Source organism: Arthrobacter sp. Y3221159, assembly GCF_059089885.1.
The window spans coordinates 1-18,985 of the sequence record NZ_JBNHFC010000005.1; the positions used below are offsets into that span (position 1 = coordinate 1).

The window sequence follows — 18,985 nt, forward strand, 5'->3', positions numbered from 1 at the left end:
TGCCCGGACCCGCCTGCTGCAACTTCGCATCCCGCGCGTTCTCCAACTGCAACCGCTTACCACCCGGCAAAAACAGGCTCCCCGCCGCCGCATCCAACACCACCGGCCGGTCCCCCACCACCGTGATCTGCAGATCCCCCGCACCCTTCAACGCACCCCACGTCTCGGACTCAGAAGACGTCACAACCCCGTTCGCGTCCACCCCGGTCACCGTCACCGTCCCGGCCTCCGGGTCCGCCGAATAAATCCGGTCATCGGCACCCACCGCGGACACCGTGCCCTCCGAACCCACCAAAACCGGCTCGGACGCTTCCTCATCAAAACCATTAACCGTGGACGGCGACACCGCCCACACCTTGCCCGACGCCGCATCCGTCACCGAAATAACCTCGGAACCAAAACTCACATCCGCAGCCCCCGGCAACTGCTTATCCCCACCCAGGCGCATGTTCGCCGGCGAAACCTGGTTCAACGTCGAACCAGCCTCATCATCAACAAACACATCCCCCGCATCCTGAAGAATGTCAAACGTCGTCGACGCCGGCGTCACCGCACCATCCAAAACCCGCGACGGATAATTCAACCGCCCCACCGCGTTCTTCGACTTCGACACCACCCACACACCACCGTCATTCAACTCCACCTCAGTGGTCTTAAACCCCGGATAGAGGACAGCCCCTACGACCAGGAGGGTGAGGACGAGGCTGAAGACGGTGCCGGTAACGAGGCGGGAACGGACCAGGCGGCTGCTGAAGGGCACGGCGGAGGGCGCAGTTTTGGCGCGCGCGTGTCCGCGGAATTTCATGGAAAGACTTCCCCCAGGTTGAGTCCAGCGCCCGTCGGCTTCCGGCTATGCGGCAGCAGGGCACCACCAATATAGCCCCTAAGGCCAACAAATGGATAAACTCCCGGTGAACCGGCAGTTAGTCCAGCACCAGGCCCTTGCCCAGCCCGCGGGTGAGGCGCACCGGCCGGATTTCGCCGAAGCCGCGAACGTTCTCCGGCGGCTGGGGAACCATCACGAAACGCTCGTCATGCTCCAGCGCAGAGGCGGTCATGGAGTCCACCAGCACCGTGCCCGGATCGGCCAGCGTGGTCAGGCGCGCGGCGAGGTTGACGGTCGGCCCATAGATGTCCCCAAGCCGGGACAGGATCCGTCCCCAGACCATCGCAACCCGGGCCTCGGGAAGGATTTCGTCTTCCGTGAAGGCCTGGGCGAGGGCCAGCGAAATCTCGGCGCCGGCAGCAGGGGTTTCCGCAATGTAGAGGACTTCGTCCCCCACGGTCTTCACCAGCCGGCCGCCGCCCACGGAGATGATCTCGGCGCACTTGTTTTCAAACCGCTGGACCAGCCGCGCCAGCGTTTTCTCGTTCATGCGGCGGGACAGGCTGGTGTAGGACACCAGGTCGGCGAAGCCGACGGCGCGGGCCAGCGGCAGCGGCGCGTCATCCTCGTCGCCCTCCCGGCCCTCTTCGCTGGCCTGCAGGCCGGCCTCGGCGCGGACGGCGAGCCGCTGCACGCCGGCGTTGAGCTGGCGCCGCCAGGAGTAGACCAGCACTTCCTCAAGCGCGTCCACCAAGGTGGGAAGTTCGTTAACCAGGCGTTTACGTGCCACGGCGTCGGTGACGCCCTGTTCGTGGACCATGTCCTCCACGAGGGCCTCGATCTGCCACACCACCATCCGGTCCGTCATCTGGCCGATGGCCCGGGTGACGGAAATGGCGGCTTCCTCGGTAAGCTTTCCGGTGCGTACCAGGTCCACCACGGTGGACAGGGCGGCCTGGTCCCGTTCGGTGAAGGCGACGTCCTCGTCGCCGAAGTTCGGGAAGCCGAGGGCGCGCCAAAGCTTGCGTGCGGACAGCAGGGACAGTCCGGCCCCGGCAGCCACTTCACGACGGCGGAGCTTGCGTTCCCCGCCCAGGAGCCGGGCTTCCAGGGCCTTCATGGCCAGCCGCTCCGCGGACATGGTGCCGGTGGCCGGGTTAGGGTCCGTGGCGGGCGGCGGCGCTACGGGGTCGACGCGTTCCTGCTGGTCCTCATCGGTCATCCCGTCCACCTTCTCTCATGTCCCACGGCAAAGCTTCGGCGGGGTAGTGCGTTGCGCCGCCCGGCTGGGCATCACCTTCGTCCGGCAATTCCCCGATGGCATCGAGGATGAATTCCCTGAACCGGGCCACCTCCGGCACGTCCTGAAATATGACCACGCCCTGGTACCCGGTTTCCAAGGATATATTCCCTGAGCGCAGGAGGCGTTGCAGCACCGTTTCGTGGACAGTCAGGTTGCGGACCCAGGCCAGGTCCACCTGCTGGTCCCGCCGTTTGAGCCGGCCGTACCTTGCCACCATCCTGCGGCTGGTCAGCGTGTAGCGCGTGCTGTGCCAACGCAGCAGGCGGGGCAGGCAATAGCCCAGCCACACCCAGGCCACGGCACCGGCGCAGGCAGCCACCAGCCAGGGGGTCCACTGGGGAGTGAGGAAGGGCACATAACGGCGGGCCTCGCCCCGGACGATCCAGGCGGAGGCGAAGGCGGCAAGCGCGGGTGACACCACAAAGGCGAGGGCGGCTCCTGCCAGCTTCCTCGGCTGCGGGCGTGTAGTGACAATCACCTGTTCGCCCGGCGCGAGGTCTTTACGCATAGCCGCCTTGGCCGGCGTCGTCAGGGGACGTCCAGGGGCGCAGGTGCACCACGTCCCCGGCTGTCACCACGTGCTCCCGGGAATCCTTATCCACCACCAGCAGCGAGCCATAGTCGTCCAGCCGCGAGGCATGCCCAATGATCTCGTGGTCACCGGGCAGCTGCGCCCTGACCTGCTTGCCCAGGGTGGCCATCACGGCTTCCACGCGCTTGTGCAGGGACGGCCCGCCGGCCATCCCCGCCGCGGGATCGCCGTCGGCATTGCAGAAACTGCGGTACAGCACAGCGAAATGCGACAGGTAGCTTTTCAGGAGCAGCGTCCTGTCCGTGGTGCGGGCACCTTCCAGGGCAACGGAAGTGGCAGTAGGAACGGGCAGCTCGCCCTCACGCAGCGTGACGTTCAGGCCCGTCCCGAGGATGACCGGTGGCACGGTCCCGTCCCCCATGGGGCCAAGCTGGGCCAGGATGCCGGCGATCTTCCGGCCGCGGACCAGGACGTCATTGGGCCACTTGAGTTCCGCGGGAAGGCCGGCGGTTTCCAGGAGGGTCTCCCGCAGGGCCAGCGCGGCGATCAGCGAGAGCCAGGAATAGCTGTGGGTGGGCAGCGGCCTCCCATCGGCGTTGACGGGCCGCAGGACCACCGACACGGAGATGGAACTCAGCGGCGGCGCTTCCCAGTGCCGGTCCAGGCGTCCCCTGGCTGCTGTCTGGTATTCCGCGGTCAGCACGGACATATCCGGCCACGCCTGGGGTTCGACAGTGACTGCGCGCAGGAGGTCCGCGTTGGTGGAACCCGTGGAGTCAACCACCTCCATCCGGGGAATCCCGGCGGCGGACAGGAAGCGCTGGTCATCCAGGTCCCAGCGGTTGAGAGGGGTGCCCGGGTTATGCGCGTCATCCATGCCTAAATCCTAGCGAGCCAAACGCGCCCGGGAGGAGCGGCCGCCCAAACCGGACGCGGCGCGTGCCACGTCCGGTAGACAATGCGGCTGTTAGAGGAAGATGTCCGGAACCAGCTGGTCTTCGGGCGCCCCGAGGCTGTACGCACGGAAATCACCGACCCCCGCGGCCGCCAGGACCTCTTCATCCGTGTAAAAGTTGCCGCTCGTCATGCCGCCCGCGCCCAGGTTGCTGCCGGTAAGGACAGCATGGGCGGCGTCGGCCATGATGGCCGGTCCCCGGGCGGCCCGGACCATCACGTCGCCGTGAGGCATGTTCCGGATGGCGGCTGTGTCTATGAGCGTGCAGGGCCAGAGCGAGTTCACCCTGATCCCGTCGGCCTTCAGCTCTTCCGCAAGCCCCAGGGTGGTGAGGCTCATGCCGTACTTGGCCATGGTGTAGGCCAGGTGTTTGCCCGCCCAGAAGGGGTCGAGGTTCAGGGGCGGCGAAAGGGTGAGGATCTGGCCCTGCCCGGACGCGCGCAGCGCCGGCAGCGCGAGCTTGGAGAGCAGGAACGTGCCGCGGACATTGATGTCCTGCATGAGATCGTACTTCTTCATGTCCACGTCACCGGTCCGCGAAAGGTCGATGGCCGAGGCGTTGTTAATAACGACGTCGATACCACCAAACCGCTCAACCGCGGCTTCAACCGCGCGGGCGACGTCCTCGTCGCGGCGCACGTCACCCACGAGGGGCAGTGCCTGGCCGCCGGCTTCCTCCAATTCCCGGGCCGCTGTGTGGACCGTGCCGGCGAGCTTGGGGTGCGGCTCCCCCGTCTTTGCCATCAGGACGATATTGGCGCCGTCCCTGGCGGCGCGGAGGGCGATGGCCAGGCCGATGCCGCGGCTTCCGCCGGAGATGAGGAGGGTCTGTCCGGAAAGCGAACCCGAAGCGCGGTAGGGGCTTCCGGTGGTCTGCGCAGCGTCATTGCTCGAAGTCATCTGCCTACTGTAACCCAGTAAAGTTACCGGCGAGTAACATAGTGGTGCGGCTGGAGGCACGGCAGAAAATTGTAGGTTCCCTACAGCTGCGGGCGCCCAAAGCGTTACTAGACTTGCCTGCAGGGTTCGACCTTTGTGTGGATGCTACTTAAGCTCCGCCCCGGCGCAACCCGCCAGCAACCAGAGCGCCACGAAACACAATCTGCAACAGAGCCGGAGATACCTGATGAGCCACGATCTGACCACGACAGCGGGAAAGATTGCCGATTTCCGCGACCGGCAGGCCCGTGCCGAGCAGCCCTCCGGCCCCGAAGCCATCGAAAAGCAGCACGCACGCGGCAAGAACACGGCCCGCGAACGCATTGGCCTGCTGCTGGACGAGGACTCGTTCGTGGAGTTCGACGCACTGGCAGTGCACCGCTCCACAGCATTCGGCATGGAGAAGAAAAAGCCCCTGGGCGACGGCCTGGTGTCCGGCTACGGGACGGTGGACGGCCGCCTCGTGGCCGTATACAGCCAGGATTTCTCCGTCTACGGCGGTTCCCTGAGCCAGGTCAACGGCGAAAAGATCGTCAAGGTGCAGGAGTTCGCCCTGCGGAACGGCTGCCCCGTGGTGGGCATCCTGGACGGCGGCGGCGCCCGCATCCAGGAAGGCGTCGCTTCGCTGGCCATGTTCGCGGACATCTTCCGCAACAACGTCCACGCCTCGGGTGTTGTCCCGCAGATTTCCATGATCATGGGCCCGTCCGCCGGCGGAGCGGCCTACTCCCCCGCCCTCACCGACTACGTGGTGATGGTGGACAAGACCTCGCACATGTTCATTACCGGCCCCGACGTCATCAAGACCGTCACGGGCGAGGACGTGGACATGGAGACCCTGGGCGGCGCCCGCCAGCACAACGCCACCACCGGCACCTCCACCTACCTGGCCCCGGACGAAGGCGATGCAATCGAGTTCGTCCGTGAACTCCTGGACTTCCTGCCCTCCAACAACCTCTCCGAGGCCCCGGTGGTGGACCACCAGCAGGAACTGGAGATCGACGACGACGACCTCGCCCTGGACACGCTGGTCCCGGATTCGGCCAACCAGCCCTACGACATGCGCGCGGTGGTCGAGCAGATCGTGGATGACGGCCACTTCCTGGAAATGCAGGCCCTCTACGCACCCAACGTCATGATCGGCTACGGCCGCGTGGAAGGCCACACGGTGGGCATCGTAGCCAACCAGCCGCTGCAGTTCGCCGGAACCCTGGACATCGCTGCCTCGGAGAAGGCGGCCCGCTTCGTCCGCCACTGCGACGCCTTCAACATCCCCATCATCACCCTCGTGGACGTGCCGGGCTTCCTCCCCGGCAAGGACCAGGAGTTCCAGGGCATCATCCGGCGCGGCGCCAAACTGCTGTACGCCTATGCCGAGGCCACCGTTCCCAAGCTCACCATCATCACCCGCAAGGCCTACGGCGGCGCCTACATCGTGATGGGCTCCAAGAAGCTCGGCGCCGACCTGAACCTTGCCTGGCCTACCGCCCAGATTGGTGTCATGGGCGCGCAGGGCGCCGTCAATATCCTTTACCGCCGCGACCTCACCGCGGTTGCGGAGGCCGGCGGAGACGTGGAGGCGCGGCGCGCCGAGGTCATCCGGCAGTACGAGGAGGAACTCCTCAATCCCTACCAGGCGGCCGAGCTCGGCTACGTCGACGCCGTCATCGCACCCTCCGATACGCGGGTGCAAATTATCAAGGGGCTCCGCGCGCTGCGTGACAAACGCGCCAGCCTCCCCGCCAAGAAGCATGGGAACATCCCGCTGTGAGCATCGAAGAGCAGCCGTTGGCTGAGCCTGGGCCCACCGCCGCCGGGTTCCCTGACCGAGCCCGCGAGGTTAGGGAGCGGCTGGGGAGGGAAACCCCTGAAACTGCGGCGCCCCTGTTCTCGGTGGTCAAGGGGCAGCCGGACGCCGAGGAACTGGCGGCGCTGACCGCCGTCGTACTCTCCCTGGGCGGTTCGGCACCTGGTCCGGCGCGCACGCCCACCGTCCGCCACTGGGTGCGGCGGCAGCAGCTGCGGCTCGCCCCCACACCGGGACCTGGCGCCTGGAAGCGCAGCCGGGGCTGACCGGCCCACCGCAAAGCCACCCGGGTGCTTTGCTTACCTCCGGACCCCCGTTAGTCTCGGGAGGTGACTACCGAGACCGCTCCTGCCGCCCGCCCTCACACCCGCATTGACGCCGTGGCGGACGCGTACACCGACACGCTCGTCAGCCTGAACCCGTCGCTGGCCACAACACTGGGCGTGCCGGGACACGAGACCGAATTCCAGGACTTCTCCCCCGCAGGCATCGCGGGGTTCGCCGAGGCCGCGCGGAAGGCCCTGTCCGACCTGGAAGGCCTGGAGCCCCAGGACGAGGTGGACACCGTCACGCTGGATGCCATGCAGGAGCGGCTCGGCCTGCAGCTGCTGATCCACGCCTCCGGCTGGGACTACGCCGACCTCAACAACATCGCCTCGCCCGCACAGGACATCCGGTCGATTTTCGACCTGATGCCCACCGCCACCGAACAGGACTGGGCGAACATCGCCGGCCGCGCGCACAACGTGCCCGGCGCCATCGCCGGCTACATCGAATCCCTGCGGTCCGCCCGCGACGCAGGCCGGGTCGCCGCCGCCCGCCAGGTGAAGATCGTCATTGACCAGGCCACCAGGTACGCGGCTGCTGACGGCTTCTTCGCCAAGCTTGCCGCCGGTGCTGCCACGGCCGAAGGGCCGCTGGGGGCGGACGTGCAGCAAAAGATCGACGCCGGTTCGGTCGCCGCCCGCGGTGCCTACACCCGGCTCGCCGAATTCCTCCGCGACGAACTGCTTCCTGCCGCCCCGGCAAAAGACGCCGTGGGCCGGGCACGCTACGCCCTCGCCTCCCGGGCTTTCCTCGGCGCCGTCGTGGACCTGGACGAAACGTATGCCTGGGGCGTTCAGGAGCTGGACCGCATCATCGCCGAGCAGGAGGAAGTGGCCGCCGCCATCAAGCCGGGTGCGGGCATTGCCGAGGCGAAGGAGATCCTCAACAGCGACCCTGCCCGCCGGCTCAAAGGCACCGAGGCGCTGCGGGAATGGATGCAGGAACTCTCGGACAAGGCCGTGGCCGAACTCGCCGGCGTGCACTTTGACATTCCGGACGTCATGAAGAAGCTGGAGTGCCTGATCGCACCCACGGACGAGGGTGGCATCTACTACACGGGCCCTTCCGATGACTTCAGCAGGCCCGGCCGGATGTGGTGGTCCGTGCCGGCCGGCGAGGACTCCTTCACCACCTGGGCGGAAACCACCACCGTCTACCACGAAGGCGTCCCGGGCCACCACCTCCAGGTGGCCACTGCCACCTACCGGCGTGAACTGCTGAACAAATGGCGCCGCAACATCTGCTGGACCTCGGGCCATGGCGAAGGATGGGCCCTGTATGCGGAACGGCTGATGCAGGAACTGGGCTACCTCAACGACCCCGGCGACCACATGGGCATGCTGGACATGCAGCGGATGCGCGCGGCGCGCGTGGTGTTCGACATCGGCGTCCACCTGGAACTGGCCGTGCCCCCGCGCTGGGGCTCGGGGACCTGGACACCGGAAAAGGGGTACGCATTCCTGAAGCAGAACCTGGCCATCAGCGAGGGACAGCTCGACTTCGAGTTCGCACGGTACCTCGGCTGGCCGGGCCAGGCCCCCTCCTACAAGGTGGGGCAGCGGCTTTGGGAACAGATCCGTGCCGAACTCGAGGCCCGGCCCGGATTCAACCTCAAGGACTTCCACACCCGCGCCCTCAACGTAGGTTCCGTCGGGCTGGACACCCTGCGGCGAGCTCTGCTCGGGAGACATTAAGCACACCCCGGCCGGGAATAAGTAACAATGGGTGGCGAATTCCCCGGTTTTCCGCGGAACCTGACACGGAAGAGCAAAAGAAGGCGCGTAATATTTCTCAACATGCTTTCGGCGTGATATGCGGAGTGGTCCTAGCGTAATCGGGTGAGCACATCGACCCGTCCCTCAGATACCGCAGGAAAGACCGGCTTCCAGCTCCCCAAGTGGGCTGGTTCATTCGGCTTCCAGATCATCGCCGCCCTCGTCGTCGGTCTCGGACTCGGCCTGCTGGCCAAGTACACCGGCAGCACCAAGGCTGCTCCCAACGGCCTCGGCGCCACGCTGCAGACAATCGGCTCGAGCTACGTCTCCCTGCTGCAGACCGCCGTCGTTCCCCTGATCTTCACCGCAGTTGTCAGCTCCATCTCCAACCTGCGCCAGGTGTCCAACGCTGCGAAGCTCGCCTGGAACACCCTGCTCTGGTTCGCCATCACCTCGTTGATTGCCGTGCTGATCGGCATCGGCCTGGGCGTGCTCCTGCAGCCCGGCGCCAACACCGGGATCACCGAGGAGGCGAAGTACTCCGGCAAGTCAGGTGACTGGTGGTCCTTCCTCATCGGGCTGTTCCCCAAGAACTTCCTGGGCCTGGGTGCCACCTCCACGGTGGCTGAATCCGGCGCCGTCACCACGTCCGTAAGCTTCAACGTCCTGCAGATCCTGGTGATCGCCATCGCCGTCGGCGTGGCCGCGCTGAAGGTGGGCAAGGCGGCAGAACCTTTCCTGAACCTGAACGCCTCGGCCCTGGCCGTCATCCAGAAGGTGCTGTGGTGGATCATCCGCATCGCTCCCCTGGGCACCGTCGGGCTCATCGGCAACGCCGTGGCCGTTTACGGCTGGGACACCATCGGCTCGCTGGGCAAGTTCACGGCGGCCATCTACCTGGGCCTGGCCCTGGTGCTCTTCGTGGTGTACCCCGTCCTGGTCCGCACCCACGGGCTCTCCATCAAGCAGTACTTCTCGGGCGTCTGGCCGGCAGTCCAGCTCGCCTTCGTGTCCCGCTCCTCGGTGGGCACCCTGCCGCTCACGCAGCGGGTCACCGAACGCAGCCTGGGCGTTCCCCGCGGCTACGCTTCCTTCGCCGTGCCGCTGGGCGCCACCACCAAGATGGACGGCTGCGCAGCCATCTACCCGGCCATCGCCGCCATCTTCGTGGCACAGTTCTTCGGCATCCAGCTCGACTTCAGCCAGTACTTGCTGATCGCCCTGGTTTCCGTCCTGGGCTCGGCCGCCACCGCCGGAACCACCGGTGCGGTGGTGATGCTGACGCTGACCCTTTCCACGCTGGGACTGCCGCTGGCCGGCGTCGGCCTCCTGCTGGCCATCGACCCCATCCTTGACATGGGCCGCACCGCGGTGAACGTCGCAGGCCAGGCGCTGGTCCCCACCATCGTGGCCAAGCGCCAGGGCATCCTGGACGAGTCGCTGTACAACGCGCCGCGCAACGGCACCCCGTTCGTTGATGACAGTGACGCCGCTGCAGCACCGTCCGCCGGCACTCCGTCTGACGGAACCAGCACGGACACCGCACCCCGCGAACTGCAGGATGCGAAGGCCTAAGCCGCGCCGAGTGTGATCGGAGGAAGTCCCCGGGAAGAACATCCCGGGGGCTTCCTTTTGTTATGCCCTGCTTCTGTGTGCCGGGTCTCCGGGCAGTGCCTGCCGCCGCCGATACAGGTTCTGTGCATGCTGTCAGCAACCTTTATTCCTGGTGAGAGAATAGTTGCCCGGAGTGCAAAGTTGCACGTAGTGTAAGAACGTGACCGCTGCTTCTCCTGTCCCGGCTGACCCCGCTGCGCCTCCCTCCCGGCGCGAGCTCAACAAGGCCGCCACCCGCCAGGCGATCACCGACGCCGCGCTTGGCCTTCTGCGGACCAACGGTCCCGGCAACTTCACGGCCGAAGACATTGCCGAGGCCGCCGGAATCTCGCGGCGCACGTTCTTCAACTACTTCAGCAGCACGGATGGCGCCCTGGCCTCCATCACGCATGCTTTCCTGGACAATGCCATCCAGCAACTGAGGCTCCGGCCCGCGGACGAACCTGTCCTGGATTCCGCCCAAGCCGCGCTGATGGCCCTCGCGGATCCGAAAGCCATCGCACCCCTTGCCGAGCTGTTCACGCTGACCCAGCAGAGCCCGCTCATGTCGCATACCGAGCTTGAAGCCTGGGACCACTGCAGGGCACAGGTCTTCGCCATCGCCCGCGAGCGGGTGGCGGGTCGGCGCGGCGGGCAGGACGACTTGTACATCCACGCCCTTGCGGGCTCCGTCATCTCCTGCGGCAAGGCGGCCCTGGAAGTCTGGTTCGGCCGCCGCGGCCCGGACCTCTCCCCCGCCTCCCTCGCAGAGCTGCGCCAGCTGCTCATCGACGCCATGGCCCTGCTGGGCGCCGGCTTCAACGCTTCCCCGCCCCCAACCAGTGCCCCGCGCGCCGTGACAGCGCAGGAAACCAAACCTTCCCCGTCAGACTCCCGTTCCTCCTGATCAGATCGGTTCCCTCATGGCACTGTTCCTTTACCGCCTTGGCAAGTTCTCCTACCGCCGGCGCTGGCTGGTCATCGCACTGTGGCTGGCCGCCCTGGTGGCTGTCGGCGGTTCCGCCGCGGCCTTCCACGGCACCCTTTCCAACAACTTCCAGATCCCGGGCACCGAAACCCAGCGGATCGCGGACAAGCTGAAAGAGGACCTGCCCTCGGCCTCCGGCGGCACCGCCACCATTGTTTTCGAAGCCACGGAGGGCGGCTTCACGGACGAGGGCCGGGCCGCCGTCACCGGCGCGCTGCAGAAGCTCGAGACCCTGCCGGATGTCCGCGGGACCGTGAACCCCTTCGCCACCCAGGCCCAGGTGGACCAGGCCGGGCATGCGGTCACCGACGGCCTGCAACAGCTTGCCGCCGGCCAGGCACAGCTTGACGCCTCCCGCGCCACATTCGAGGCCGGCAAGGCTCAGCTGGAGGCGGCCGAACAGCAGCTGGCCGCGGCCGGCGCCCCGGCTGCCCTGGTCGAAGCCCAGCTGGGACAGCAGAAAGCGGAGCTGGCGGCAGGCGAGGCCAGGCTCCAGGCCGGCCAGCAGGAGCTCGAGGCAAGCAAGGCGAAGCTGGAACTGGGCAAGCGCCAGGCAGAAGCATCGTCCGCCATCCGGTTCGTGTCCGAGGACGGCCGGGCCGCCGTCGCGCAGGTGCAGTTCAACGCCTCCATCAACGGGCTGAGCCCCGAAATCCGGCAGCAGGTGCAGGACATCGCGCACGAGACGTCCTCCGCCGGCGTCACCGCACTGGCCAGCAAGGAAATCACCGAGGACATCTCCGAACTCTTCGGCGCCGCCGAGATCATCGGCATCGCCGTGGCGGCCCTGGTGCTGATCATCATGCTCGGAACCCTGGTGGCGGCCGGCCTTCCCCTGCTCATGGCGGTGGTGGGCGTAGGCGTGGGCGTCGGCACCACATTCGCGTTGTCCGGCCTCTTCGACATGAGCTCCATCTCGCCCATGCTGGCCCTCATGCTTGGCCTGGCCGTGGGCATCGACTACTCGCTGTTCATCGTGAACCGGCACCGCACCCAGCTCCTGGCCGGGATGGACCCTGAGGAGTCCGTTGCGCGCGCCACCGGCACGTCCGGCAATGCCGTGGTGTTTGCCGGCCTTACGGTCATCATCGCCCTCGCAGCCCTGGTGGTTCCCGGGCTGCCGTTCCTCGCGGTCATGGGCCTCGCGGCCGCCGGCACCGTAGCCGTGGCGGTCCTCGTGGCCATCACCCTCATCCCGGCCATGCTGTCGCTGATTGGCCGCCGGATCATTTCCCGGCGGGCCTGGGCCAAGGCGGAGGCGCACAATGCCGAGCCCGGGCACGAGGCAGCGGACGAGGCGGCCGACCGTGAACGCAGCACGCATGGCTGGGGCGGCCTGGTCACCCGGCACCCGGTGCTGGCCCTGCTCGCCGGAGTGGCCCTGCTGGGAACCCTTGCCCTGCCCGCCGCCCAGCTGCAGCTCGCCCTGCCCGACGGCGGTTCGGAACCCGTGGAATCCGAGGCCTACCAGGCCTACGACCTGACAGCCCGGAGCTTCGGCGAAGGCGTCACCGGTCCCATCGTGGCCGTGGGCGAGTTCCCCGCCAACCTTGCCGAGGCCCAGGCGCAGGCCCTCCAGTACGACGTCGCGGACAAACTGCGCTCTGTCGATAACGTGGTGGCCGCCGTGCCCGTCGCGCTCAGCGAGGACCGCCGGACGGCCGTCTTCCAGGTCATCCCCAAGGAAGGCCCGGCCAGCGCAAGCACCGTCCAGGTGGTCTCGGAACTGCGCGGCCTGAACGATGAGATCCAGGCAGAACACAACGTGGCCATGGGCCTGACCGGCCAGACCGCCGGCAACATCGATGTCTCCAGCAAGCTCGGTGAGGCCCTGCCGCCCTACCTGGCGATCGTCGTCGGCCTTTCCCTGATCCTGCTGCTGCTCGTGTTCCGCTCCATCGTGGTTCCGCTGCTCGCCACCGGCGGTTTCCTGCTCTCCCTCGCCGCGGCCTTCGGCGCCGTGGTGGCCGTCTACCAGTGGGGGTGGCTGGGAGGCGTGTTCGACGTCGCCAACCCCGGGGCCGTCCTGAGCTTCCTGCCCATCATCCTGATCGGAGTCCTGTTCGGGCTGGCCATGGACTACCAGGTGTTCATCGCCTCCGGCATGCGCGAGGCATACATGCACGGCTCGTCCGCCAAGGAAGCAGTACGGGTGGGCTTCCGGCACGCCGCAGCGGTGGTCACAGCCGCCGCGATCATCATGGTGAGCGTGTTCGCCGGCTTCATCTTCAGCCACCTCACCATGGTGCGGCCGCTCGGCTTTGCGATGGCCTTCGGTGTCCTCCTCGACGCCTTCGTGGTCCGCATGACCATCGTCCCGGCGGTCATGTACCTGCTGGGCGAAAAGTCCTGGTGGCTGCCCCGCTGGCTGGACCGGATCCTGCCCGACGTGGACGTGGAGGGGGCCCGGCTTCGCCGGCCGGAGGCTGCGGAGGCATCGGGCGAACTGGTCCACTGACTCCGGCTCCGGTGCCCGCGGGCGGGACGGACTAGGCTGGAGGCGTGGTCCGCCTGATACTTGCCTCCCAGTCCCCCGCCCGCACCAAGCTCCTGGCCGAGGCCGGCATCCAACATTCGGTCCTGGTCTCGGACGTGGACGAGGCCGCCGTCCAGGCACACTACGGCGTCACCGACCCCCACGACACCGCGCTGCTCCTTGCCCGGGCCAAGGCCGAAGCCGTGGCGGCACTGCCCGAAGCCGACGGCGCCCTGGTTCTTGGTTGCGATTCGGTTTTCGAGTTTGACGGCGAGGCACACGGCAAGCCCTATACAGCGGACATTGCGCGCGCGCGGATGCTCCGGATGAGCGGCAACGCGGGAGTCCTGCACACGGGGCATTGGCTGGTGGACTGCCGGGACACGGACGGGGACGACGACGGCGGGGAGCCCGGCTCGGGCGCCACGCTTGGAGCGGTCGCCTCCGCCGAGGTGGCGTTCATGGAAATGGAACCTGAGGAGATCGACGCGTACATCGCCACCGGCGAGCCCCTGCACTGCGCCGGCTCCTTCACGATAGATGGCCTCGGCGGGGCGTTCATCCGGAAGGTGGACGGGGACCCGCACGCCGTCGTCGGCCTTTCCGTCTCCACCCTCCGGGGCCTGCTCGCCTCCGCTAATGTCCGCATCACCGACCTCTGGCCCGCGCCGTAAATCATCACCATTTCGAGGCATCTTGTAGCTTCCCTACAAAGCCTTCCCGGTTTACACGCGGATTCCGCAAGTAATATCGGCGAAACCTCCAAAAGCGCGCTAGGCTCCCTCAAGGAAAGAAGGAGACGCCTTGTCAGCAATTTTGGAGCAGTCCGCAGGAACCACGCAGTCGACCCTCACAAAGGTGCTGATCGCAAACCGCGGTGAAATCGCCGTGCGTATCATCCGCGCCGCCCGCGATGAAGGCATCGCATCCGTGGCCGTCTACGCCGACCCGGACCGCGACGCCCTGCACGTCCGCCTCGCTGACGAGGCTTACGCCTTGGGTGGCAACACCGCAGCCGAGTCCTACCTGCTGATGGACAAGATCATCGACGCTGCCCGGCAGTCCGGCGCGGACGCGATCCACCCCGGCTACGGCTTCCTGGCCGAAAACGCCCAGTTCGCCGCGCGCGTGATCGAGGCGGGCATCACCTGGATCGGGCCGTCCCCGGAGGCCATCTCCGCCCTCGGCGACAAAGTCCAGGCCCGGCACATCGCCGAAAAGGTGGGCGCTCCCCTGGTTCCCGGCACGGCGGATCCCGTGGAATCCGCCGAAGAGATCCTGGCTTTCGTGGACCAGCACGGCCTTCCGGTGGCCATCAAGGCGGCCTTCGGCGGTGGCGGCCGCGGCATCAAGGTGGCACGGACCCGCGAGGAGATCCCCGAGCTCTACGATTCCGCCGTCCGTGAAGCCACTGCGTCCTTCGGCCGCGGCGAGTGCTTCATTGAGCGCTTCCTGGACGCACCCCGCCACGTTGAAACGCAGTGCCTTGCCGACGCCTACGGCAACGTGGTGGTGGTTTCCACGCGTGACTGCTCGCTGCAGCGCCGCAACCAGAAACTCGTGGAGGAAGCGCCTGCCCCGTTCCTGACGGAGGAGCAGAACCGGCGGCTCTACGAATCCTCCAAGGCGATCCTCAAGGAAGCCGGCTACCTCGGCGCCGGCACCTGCGAGTTCCTGGTCGGCCAGGACGGCACCATCTCCTTCCTCGAAGTGAACACCCGGCTCCAGGTGGAGCACTGCGTCTCCGAAGAAGTCACCGGCATCGACCTGGTCCGCGAGCAGTTCCGGCTGGCCCGCGGCGAGAAGCTCGGCTACGGCGACCCCGAGGTCCGCGGCCACTCGTTCGAGTTCCGCATCACCGGGGAAGACCCGGGCCGGAACTTCATGCCCGCCCCGGGAACAATCCGGGTTTTGAAGAACCCCACCGGCCCCGGCGTCCGCATCGATTCCGGCATTGAGCAGGGTGACGTGATCAGTGGCAACTTCGACTCCATGCTGTCCAAGCTGATTGTCACCGGTGCCAGCCGGCCGCAGGCCCTGCAGCGCGCCCGCCGCGCCCTGGAGGAAATGGTGGTGGAGGGTATCCCCACCGTCATCCCGTTCGATCTGGCAGTGGTTTCCGATCCCGCGTTCGCCCCGGCAGAGGGCCCGTTCAAGGTCCACACCCGCTGGATCGAGACGGAATTCACCAACAACCTGCCGGCTTGGACCCCTGACGGCATCGCCGAAAGCGAAGCTGCCGAGGACCGCCAGCGCGTGGTGGTCGAGGTGGGCGGCAAGCGCCTCGAAGTAGTGCTGCCCGCGTCGCTGGCTTCGGCAGGCACGGGATCGGCGGTGGCGGCCAAGCCCGCCAAGTCCAAGAAGCGGTCCCGCTCCGGCGGCCCGGCCGCCGCGACCGGCAACGCCCTCACCTCTCCCATGCAGGGCACCATTGTGAAGGTGGCGGTGGCCGACGGCGACATCGTGGCCGAGGGTGACCTGGTGGTGGTCCTGGAGGCCATGAAGATGGAACAGCCCCTGACCGCGCACCGCTCCGGCACCATCACGGGCCTCACCGCAGCAGCCGGCGAAACGGTCAGTGCCGGCGCCGTCATCGCCATCATCGAAGACTAGCCGCCGGAGGCAATCATGCTCGCACCCAGCTTTCAGGAAGAAGTGGACCGCTACCACGCTGCGGTTCCCGAGATCACCCGGGGCAACCCGGAACCCATCAAAGAGCTGTACTCGCGGCTCGACGACGTCACCCTGGCCAACCCCTTCGGCGGCGTCGCCCGGGGCTGGGCCCAGGTGGAGGCCCGGCTTGACCAGGCCGCGCGGCAGTTCCAGGACGGCGAGATGCTCGGTTTCGACACCATCACGTCCTACAAGGCCAGCAACACGGCGTTCCTGGTGGAAACCGAACACTTCCGTGCCCGCCTTGACGGTGCCGGCGTCGCCGAGGAGTTTGCGCTCCGGGTTACCAGCGTGTTCCGCCGCGAGGAAGGCTACTGGAAGCTGGTGCACCGGCATGCCGATCCGGCTGCCAGGCCGCAGTCACGCCGTTCCCTGAGCCAGCCGGCCAACAGCTGACAGGCGGCCGCGCAGCAGGGCACACTTAGCAGATGCTGCCATTCCTGCTGCTCGCGTCCAGGGCCGAAGATGCCGCGGCCGAGGACGAGTACGACGCGTATCTCCGGTACGGCCGCCTGGAGCCGCAGGAACTCCACCGGATCCGGCTGGAGGCGGCGCCGATGCCCGGCCTTGACCTCTCGCGTTACTCCGGCGTGATTGTGGGCGGCAGCCCGTTCACGTCCAGTGACCCGCCGGCGGAGAAGACTGCTGTGCAGCACCGGGTGGAGCGTGAGCTTTCCGGGCTGCTGGATGAGCTGGTGGCACGGGACTTCCCCTTCCTCGGGGCCTGCTACGGCGTGGGGACCCTCGGCAGGCATCAGGGCGCCGTGATCGACCGGACCTACGGCGAACCGCTGGGCGGCGTCGAGATTGAACTTACCGACGCCGGCCTGGCGGACCCGCTGCTCGAGGGGATGCCGCGAAGCTTTCCGGCGTTCACTGGGCACAAGGAGGCCTGCACTGTCCTGCCGCCGCACGCCGTGCTGCTGGCGCGGTCCGCGGCCTGCCCGGTCCACATGTTCCGCATCCGGAAAAACCTGTATGCCACCCAGTTCCACCCTGAGCTGGATGTGGAGGGCCTCATCACCCGGATCGACATCTACCGGTATGCGGGCTACTTTCCGCCTGAATCGGCTGAGGAGCTGATGGACAAGGCCCGGCAGTACACCGTGACGGAACCCATGAAGATCCTGCGGAACTTCGTGGCCCGCTACGCCCGGTGACCTGCACTATCCGCCGTGCCTTCCCGCCGTCGTGCCTTCCCGCCCGGTTACTGCGCCCCGGACAACGAAGTGCCCGGCGCACTCCCCTGTTGACGGGGAATGCGCCGGGCACTTCAGCCACTAACCGGGCCGGAACGCACGGGACCGGATGTCAGGCCACGTTGTTCTCGTAGTCGGTGTCCTTGGTCTCGCGGGTGATCCACAAGGCGATGAAGGTCAGCACCGCGGCGGCGGCCATGTAAACACCCACCAGCCAGGTGCTTCCGCCGGCGGCCTGCCAGAGGGCAATGGCAATGAACGACGCCGGAGCTGCCCCGATCACGCTGGACAGGTTGTAGGCGATTGCCGAGCCGGTGTACCGGACGTTCGCAGGGAACAGTTCCGGCAGGATCGCTGCCATGGGTCCGAAGGTCAGGCCCATCAGGGTGAAGCCCACGATCAGTCCGATGATGGCGGCAGCGGCACCCGGGCCGAACATCGTGAACCACAGCAGCCCGAAGACAAAAATGCCTGCGGTCACGCCGAGCAGGAACTTCCGGCGTCCCCACTTTTCGGCCAGCGGGCCTGATACAAGGGTGAAGATCCCGAAGAACACGACGCCGAGGATCAGCATCCAGAGGAAGTCACCGCGGGCGATGCCCAGGCCGGGGACGAAGTTGGCAACCTCTGCTGCGGACATCGGCTTGCCTGCCTTCTCTGCTGCGGCCTGGGCGGCCTCTACCGAAGCCGGCTTGGTGCCGTAGGTCAGGGTGAAGGAGGTCATCACGTAGAACAGCACGTAGGTGGCCAGCATGATGAACGTTCCGGCCAGCACCGGACGCCAGTGGTTCTTGAAGGTGGCTGCGAACGGAAGCTTGGCCACCTTCTCCTCGGTCAGGACCTTCTGGAAGGAGAGGCTCTCCACGAGCTTCAGCCGGACGTAGAGCCCCACAATGACCAGCACGGCGCTCAACAGGAACGGTACGCGCCAGCCCCAGGCCAGGAAGTCCTCGGCGGAGAGCGCGAAGTTGAGCCAGATGAAAAGGAGGTTGGCGAGGATGAAGCCGATGGGGGCACCGAGCTGCGGGAACGTTCCGTAGACAGCCCGCTTGCCTTCCGGGGCATTCTCGGTGGCCAGCAGGGCGGCGCCGGACCATTCGCCGCCCAACGCCAGGCCCTGTGCAAAGCGGAGGACCACCAGCATGAGCGGAGCCAGAATTGCCCAGCCGGGCACCGAGGCCGTGGGCAGCAGCCCGATCAGGAAGGTGGCGATACCCATCGTCAGCAGCGAGGCTACCAGCGTGCCTTTGCGGCCGAACTTGTCACCGAAGTGGCCGAAGAGAACCGAGCCGACCGGGCGCGCGATAAAGGCGACACCGAAGATGGCGAAGGAACTCAGCAGGGCATTGACGTCCGTGGCCTGCGGAAAGAAGAGCCGCGGAAAGACCAGCACGGACGCCGTTGCGTAGATGTAGAAGTCGTAGAACTCGATGGTGGTGCCGATAAGGCTGGCGAAGATGACTTTGCCTTTGGAGTTCACCGGCTTCTTGGAACCGGGCACCGTTGAGGCTGCGGTGGATGACATATGCGAACGCTTTCGTGAGAACCCGCCGGACGCAGGGATAGCCCCCGGCTCGAAATAGTTAGAGTTCGATCTTAGTTCCCGTGGTCCAGTCAATGGACGAAAGGTCCAGGATGCGGACGCGTGTCGT

At 66.8% G+C, this 18,985-nt stretch carries 15 protein-coding genes and 1 pseudogene; 10 read left to right on the top strand and 6 right to left on the bottom strand.

The genetic code is table 11. The features are described from left to right. From AC5RT3_RS06560 to AC5RT3_RS06580, 5 genes and pseudogenes are all read right to left on the bottom strand, one after another. Nucleotides 1-805, bottom strand: a pseudogene (locus AC5RT3_RS06560) (Ig-like domain-containing protein); the annotation flags it as partial. A gap of 118 nt (nt 806-923) precedes the next feature. Continuing rightward, complete coding sequence (locus tag AC5RT3_RS06565) at nt 924-2,048, bottom strand: adenylate/guanylate cyclase domain-containing protein (protein WP_494010549.1); 1,125 nt, start codon at nt 2,046-2,048, stop codon at nt 924-926. Further along, on the bottom strand, nt 2,038-2,637 hold the full coding sequence (locus AC5RT3_RS06570; protein WP_494010550.1) for a PH domain-containing protein: 600 nt from the start codon (nt 2,635-2,637) through the stop codon (nt 2,038-2,040). Before AC5RT3_RS06570 ends, AC5RT3_RS06565 begins: the two co-directional genes overlap by 11 nt. Next, entirely contained in the window at nt 2,630-3,538 is a 909-nt protein-coding gene (locus AC5RT3_RS06575; protein ID WP_494051484.1) for a biotin--[acetyl-CoA-carboxylase] ligase, read from the bottom strand. Before AC5RT3_RS06575 ends, AC5RT3_RS06570 begins: the two co-directional genes overlap by 8 nt. 90 nt (nt 3,539-3,628) lie before the next feature. Continuing rightward, nucleotides 3,629-4,516 carry an SDR family oxidoreductase gene (locus tag AC5RT3_RS06580; RefSeq protein WP_494123799.1) on the bottom strand — a complete coding sequence of 296 codons (888 nt, stop codon included), beginning with the start codon at nt 4,514-4,516 and terminating at the stop codon, nt 3,629-3,631. A gap of 226 nt (nt 4,517-4,742) precedes the next feature. On the opposite strand from AC5RT3_RS06580, the gene AC5RT3_RS06585 reads away from it, so the two are divergent. The 10 genes from AC5RT3_RS06585 (at nt 4,743) to AC5RT3_RS06630 (ending at nt 17,294) form a co-directional block, all read left to right on the top strand. Further along, nucleotides 4,743-6,326, top strand: a complete 1,584-nt coding sequence (locus AC5RT3_RS06585; RefSeq protein WP_494123800.1) for an acyl-CoA carboxylase subunit beta — start codon at nt 4,743-4,745, stop codon at nt 6,324-6,326. An 80-nt stretch (nt 6,327-6,406) separates the two neighbouring features. Next, entirely contained in the window at nt 6,407-6,628 is a 222-nt protein-coding gene (locus AC5RT3_RS06590) for an acyl-CoA carboxylase subunit epsilon (RefSeq protein ID WP_494123908.1), read from the top strand. Between the two features lie 63 nt (nt 6,629-6,691). After that, nucleotides 6,692-8,383, top strand: coding sequence for a DUF885 domain-containing protein (locus tag AC5RT3_RS06595; protein ID WP_494123801.1), 1,692 nt, complete (start codon nt 6,692-6,694; stop codon nt 8,381-8,383). 144 nt (nt 8,384-8,527) lie between these two features. Further along, a complete protein-coding gene (locus AC5RT3_RS06600; protein ID WP_494123802.1) occupies nt 8,528-9,979 on the top strand; it encodes a dicarboxylate/amino acid:cation symporter in 1,452 nt (483 codons plus the stop codon). Nucleotides 9,980-10,178: 199 nt separating this feature from the next. Further along, a complete protein-coding gene (locus AC5RT3_RS06605; RefSeq protein WP_494123803.1) occupies nt 10,179-10,904 on the top strand; it encodes a TetR/AcrR family transcriptional regulator in 726 nt (241 codons plus the stop codon). 16 nt (nt 10,905-10,920) lie between these two features. After that, nucleotides 10,921-13,443, top strand: a complete 2,523-nt coding sequence (locus AC5RT3_RS06610; RefSeq protein ID WP_494123804.1) for an MMPL family transporter — start codon at nt 10,921-10,923, stop codon at nt 13,441-13,443. Between the two features lie 44 nt (nt 13,444-13,487). After that, entirely contained in the window at nt 13,488-14,135 is a 648-nt protein-coding gene (locus AC5RT3_RS06615) for a Maf family protein (RefSeq protein ID WP_494123805.1), read from the top strand. Between the two features lie 130 nt (nt 14,136-14,265). Beyond that, entirely contained in the window at nt 14,266-16,074 is a 1,809-nt protein-coding gene (locus AC5RT3_RS06620; protein WP_494051476.1) for an acetyl/propionyl/methylcrotonyl-CoA carboxylase subunit alpha, read from the top strand. A 15-nt stretch (nt 16,075-16,089) separates the two neighbouring features. Then, a complete protein-coding gene (locus AC5RT3_RS06625; protein ID WP_494010560.1) occupies nt 16,090-16,530 on the top strand; it encodes a YybH family protein in 441 nt (146 codons plus the stop codon). Between the two features lie 32 nt (nt 16,531-16,562). Beyond that, nucleotides 16,563-17,294, top strand: a complete 732-nt coding sequence (locus AC5RT3_RS06630) for a glutamine amidotransferase (protein ID WP_494051475.1) — start codon at nt 16,563-16,565, stop codon at nt 17,292-17,294. A gap of 151 nt (nt 17,295-17,445) precedes the next feature. On the opposite strand, the gene AC5RT3_RS06635 is transcribed toward AC5RT3_RS06630, so the two are convergent. Then, nucleotides 17,446-18,858: an MFS transporter gene (locus tag AC5RT3_RS06635; protein WP_494123806.1), complete on the bottom strand. Its 1,413-nt coding sequence runs from the start codon at nt 18,856-18,858 to the stop codon at nt 17,446-17,448. Between the last annotated feature and the right edge of the window lie 127 nt (nt 18,859-18,985).

What these genes read in the sequence shown, in the direction of transcription:
- AC5RT3_RS06570 (WP_494010550.1), bottom strand. Translation starts at nt 2,637, where the DNA reads ATGCGTAAAGACCTCGCGCCGGGCGAACAGGTGATTGTCACTACACGC.
- AC5RT3_RS06580 (WP_494123799.1), bottom strand. Translation starts at nt 4,516, where the DNA reads ATGACTTCGAGCAATGACGCTGCGCAGACCACCGGAAGCCCCTACCGC.
- AC5RT3_RS06630 (WP_494051475.1), top strand. Translation starts at nt 16,563, where the DNA reads ATGCTGCCATTCCTGCTGCTCGCGTCCAGGGCCGAAGATGCCGCGGCC.
- AC5RT3_RS06565 (WP_494010549.1), bottom strand. Translation starts at nt 2,048, where the DNA reads ATGACCGATGAGGACCAGCAGGAACGCGTCGACCCCGTAGCGCCGCCG.
- AC5RT3_RS06635 (WP_494123806.1), bottom strand. Translation starts at nt 18,858, where the DNA reads ATGTCATCCACCGCAGCCTCAACGGTGCCCGGTTCCAAGAAGCCGGTG.
- AC5RT3_RS06625 (WP_494010560.1), top strand. Translation starts at nt 16,090, where the DNA reads ATGCTCGCACCCAGCTTTCAGGAAGAAGTGGACCGCTACCACGCTGCG.
- AC5RT3_RS06575 (WP_494051484.1), bottom strand. Translation starts at nt 3,538, where the DNA reads ATGGATGACGCGCATAACCCGGGCACCCCTCTCAACCGCTGGGACCTG.
- AC5RT3_RS06585 (WP_494123800.1), top strand. Translation starts at nt 4,743, where the DNA reads ATGAGCCACGATCTGACCACGACAGCGGGAAAGATTGCCGATTTCCGC.
- AC5RT3_RS06610 (WP_494123804.1), top strand. Translation starts at nt 10,921, where the DNA reads ATGGCACTGTTCCTTTACCGCCTTGGCAAGTTCTCCTACCGCCGGCGC.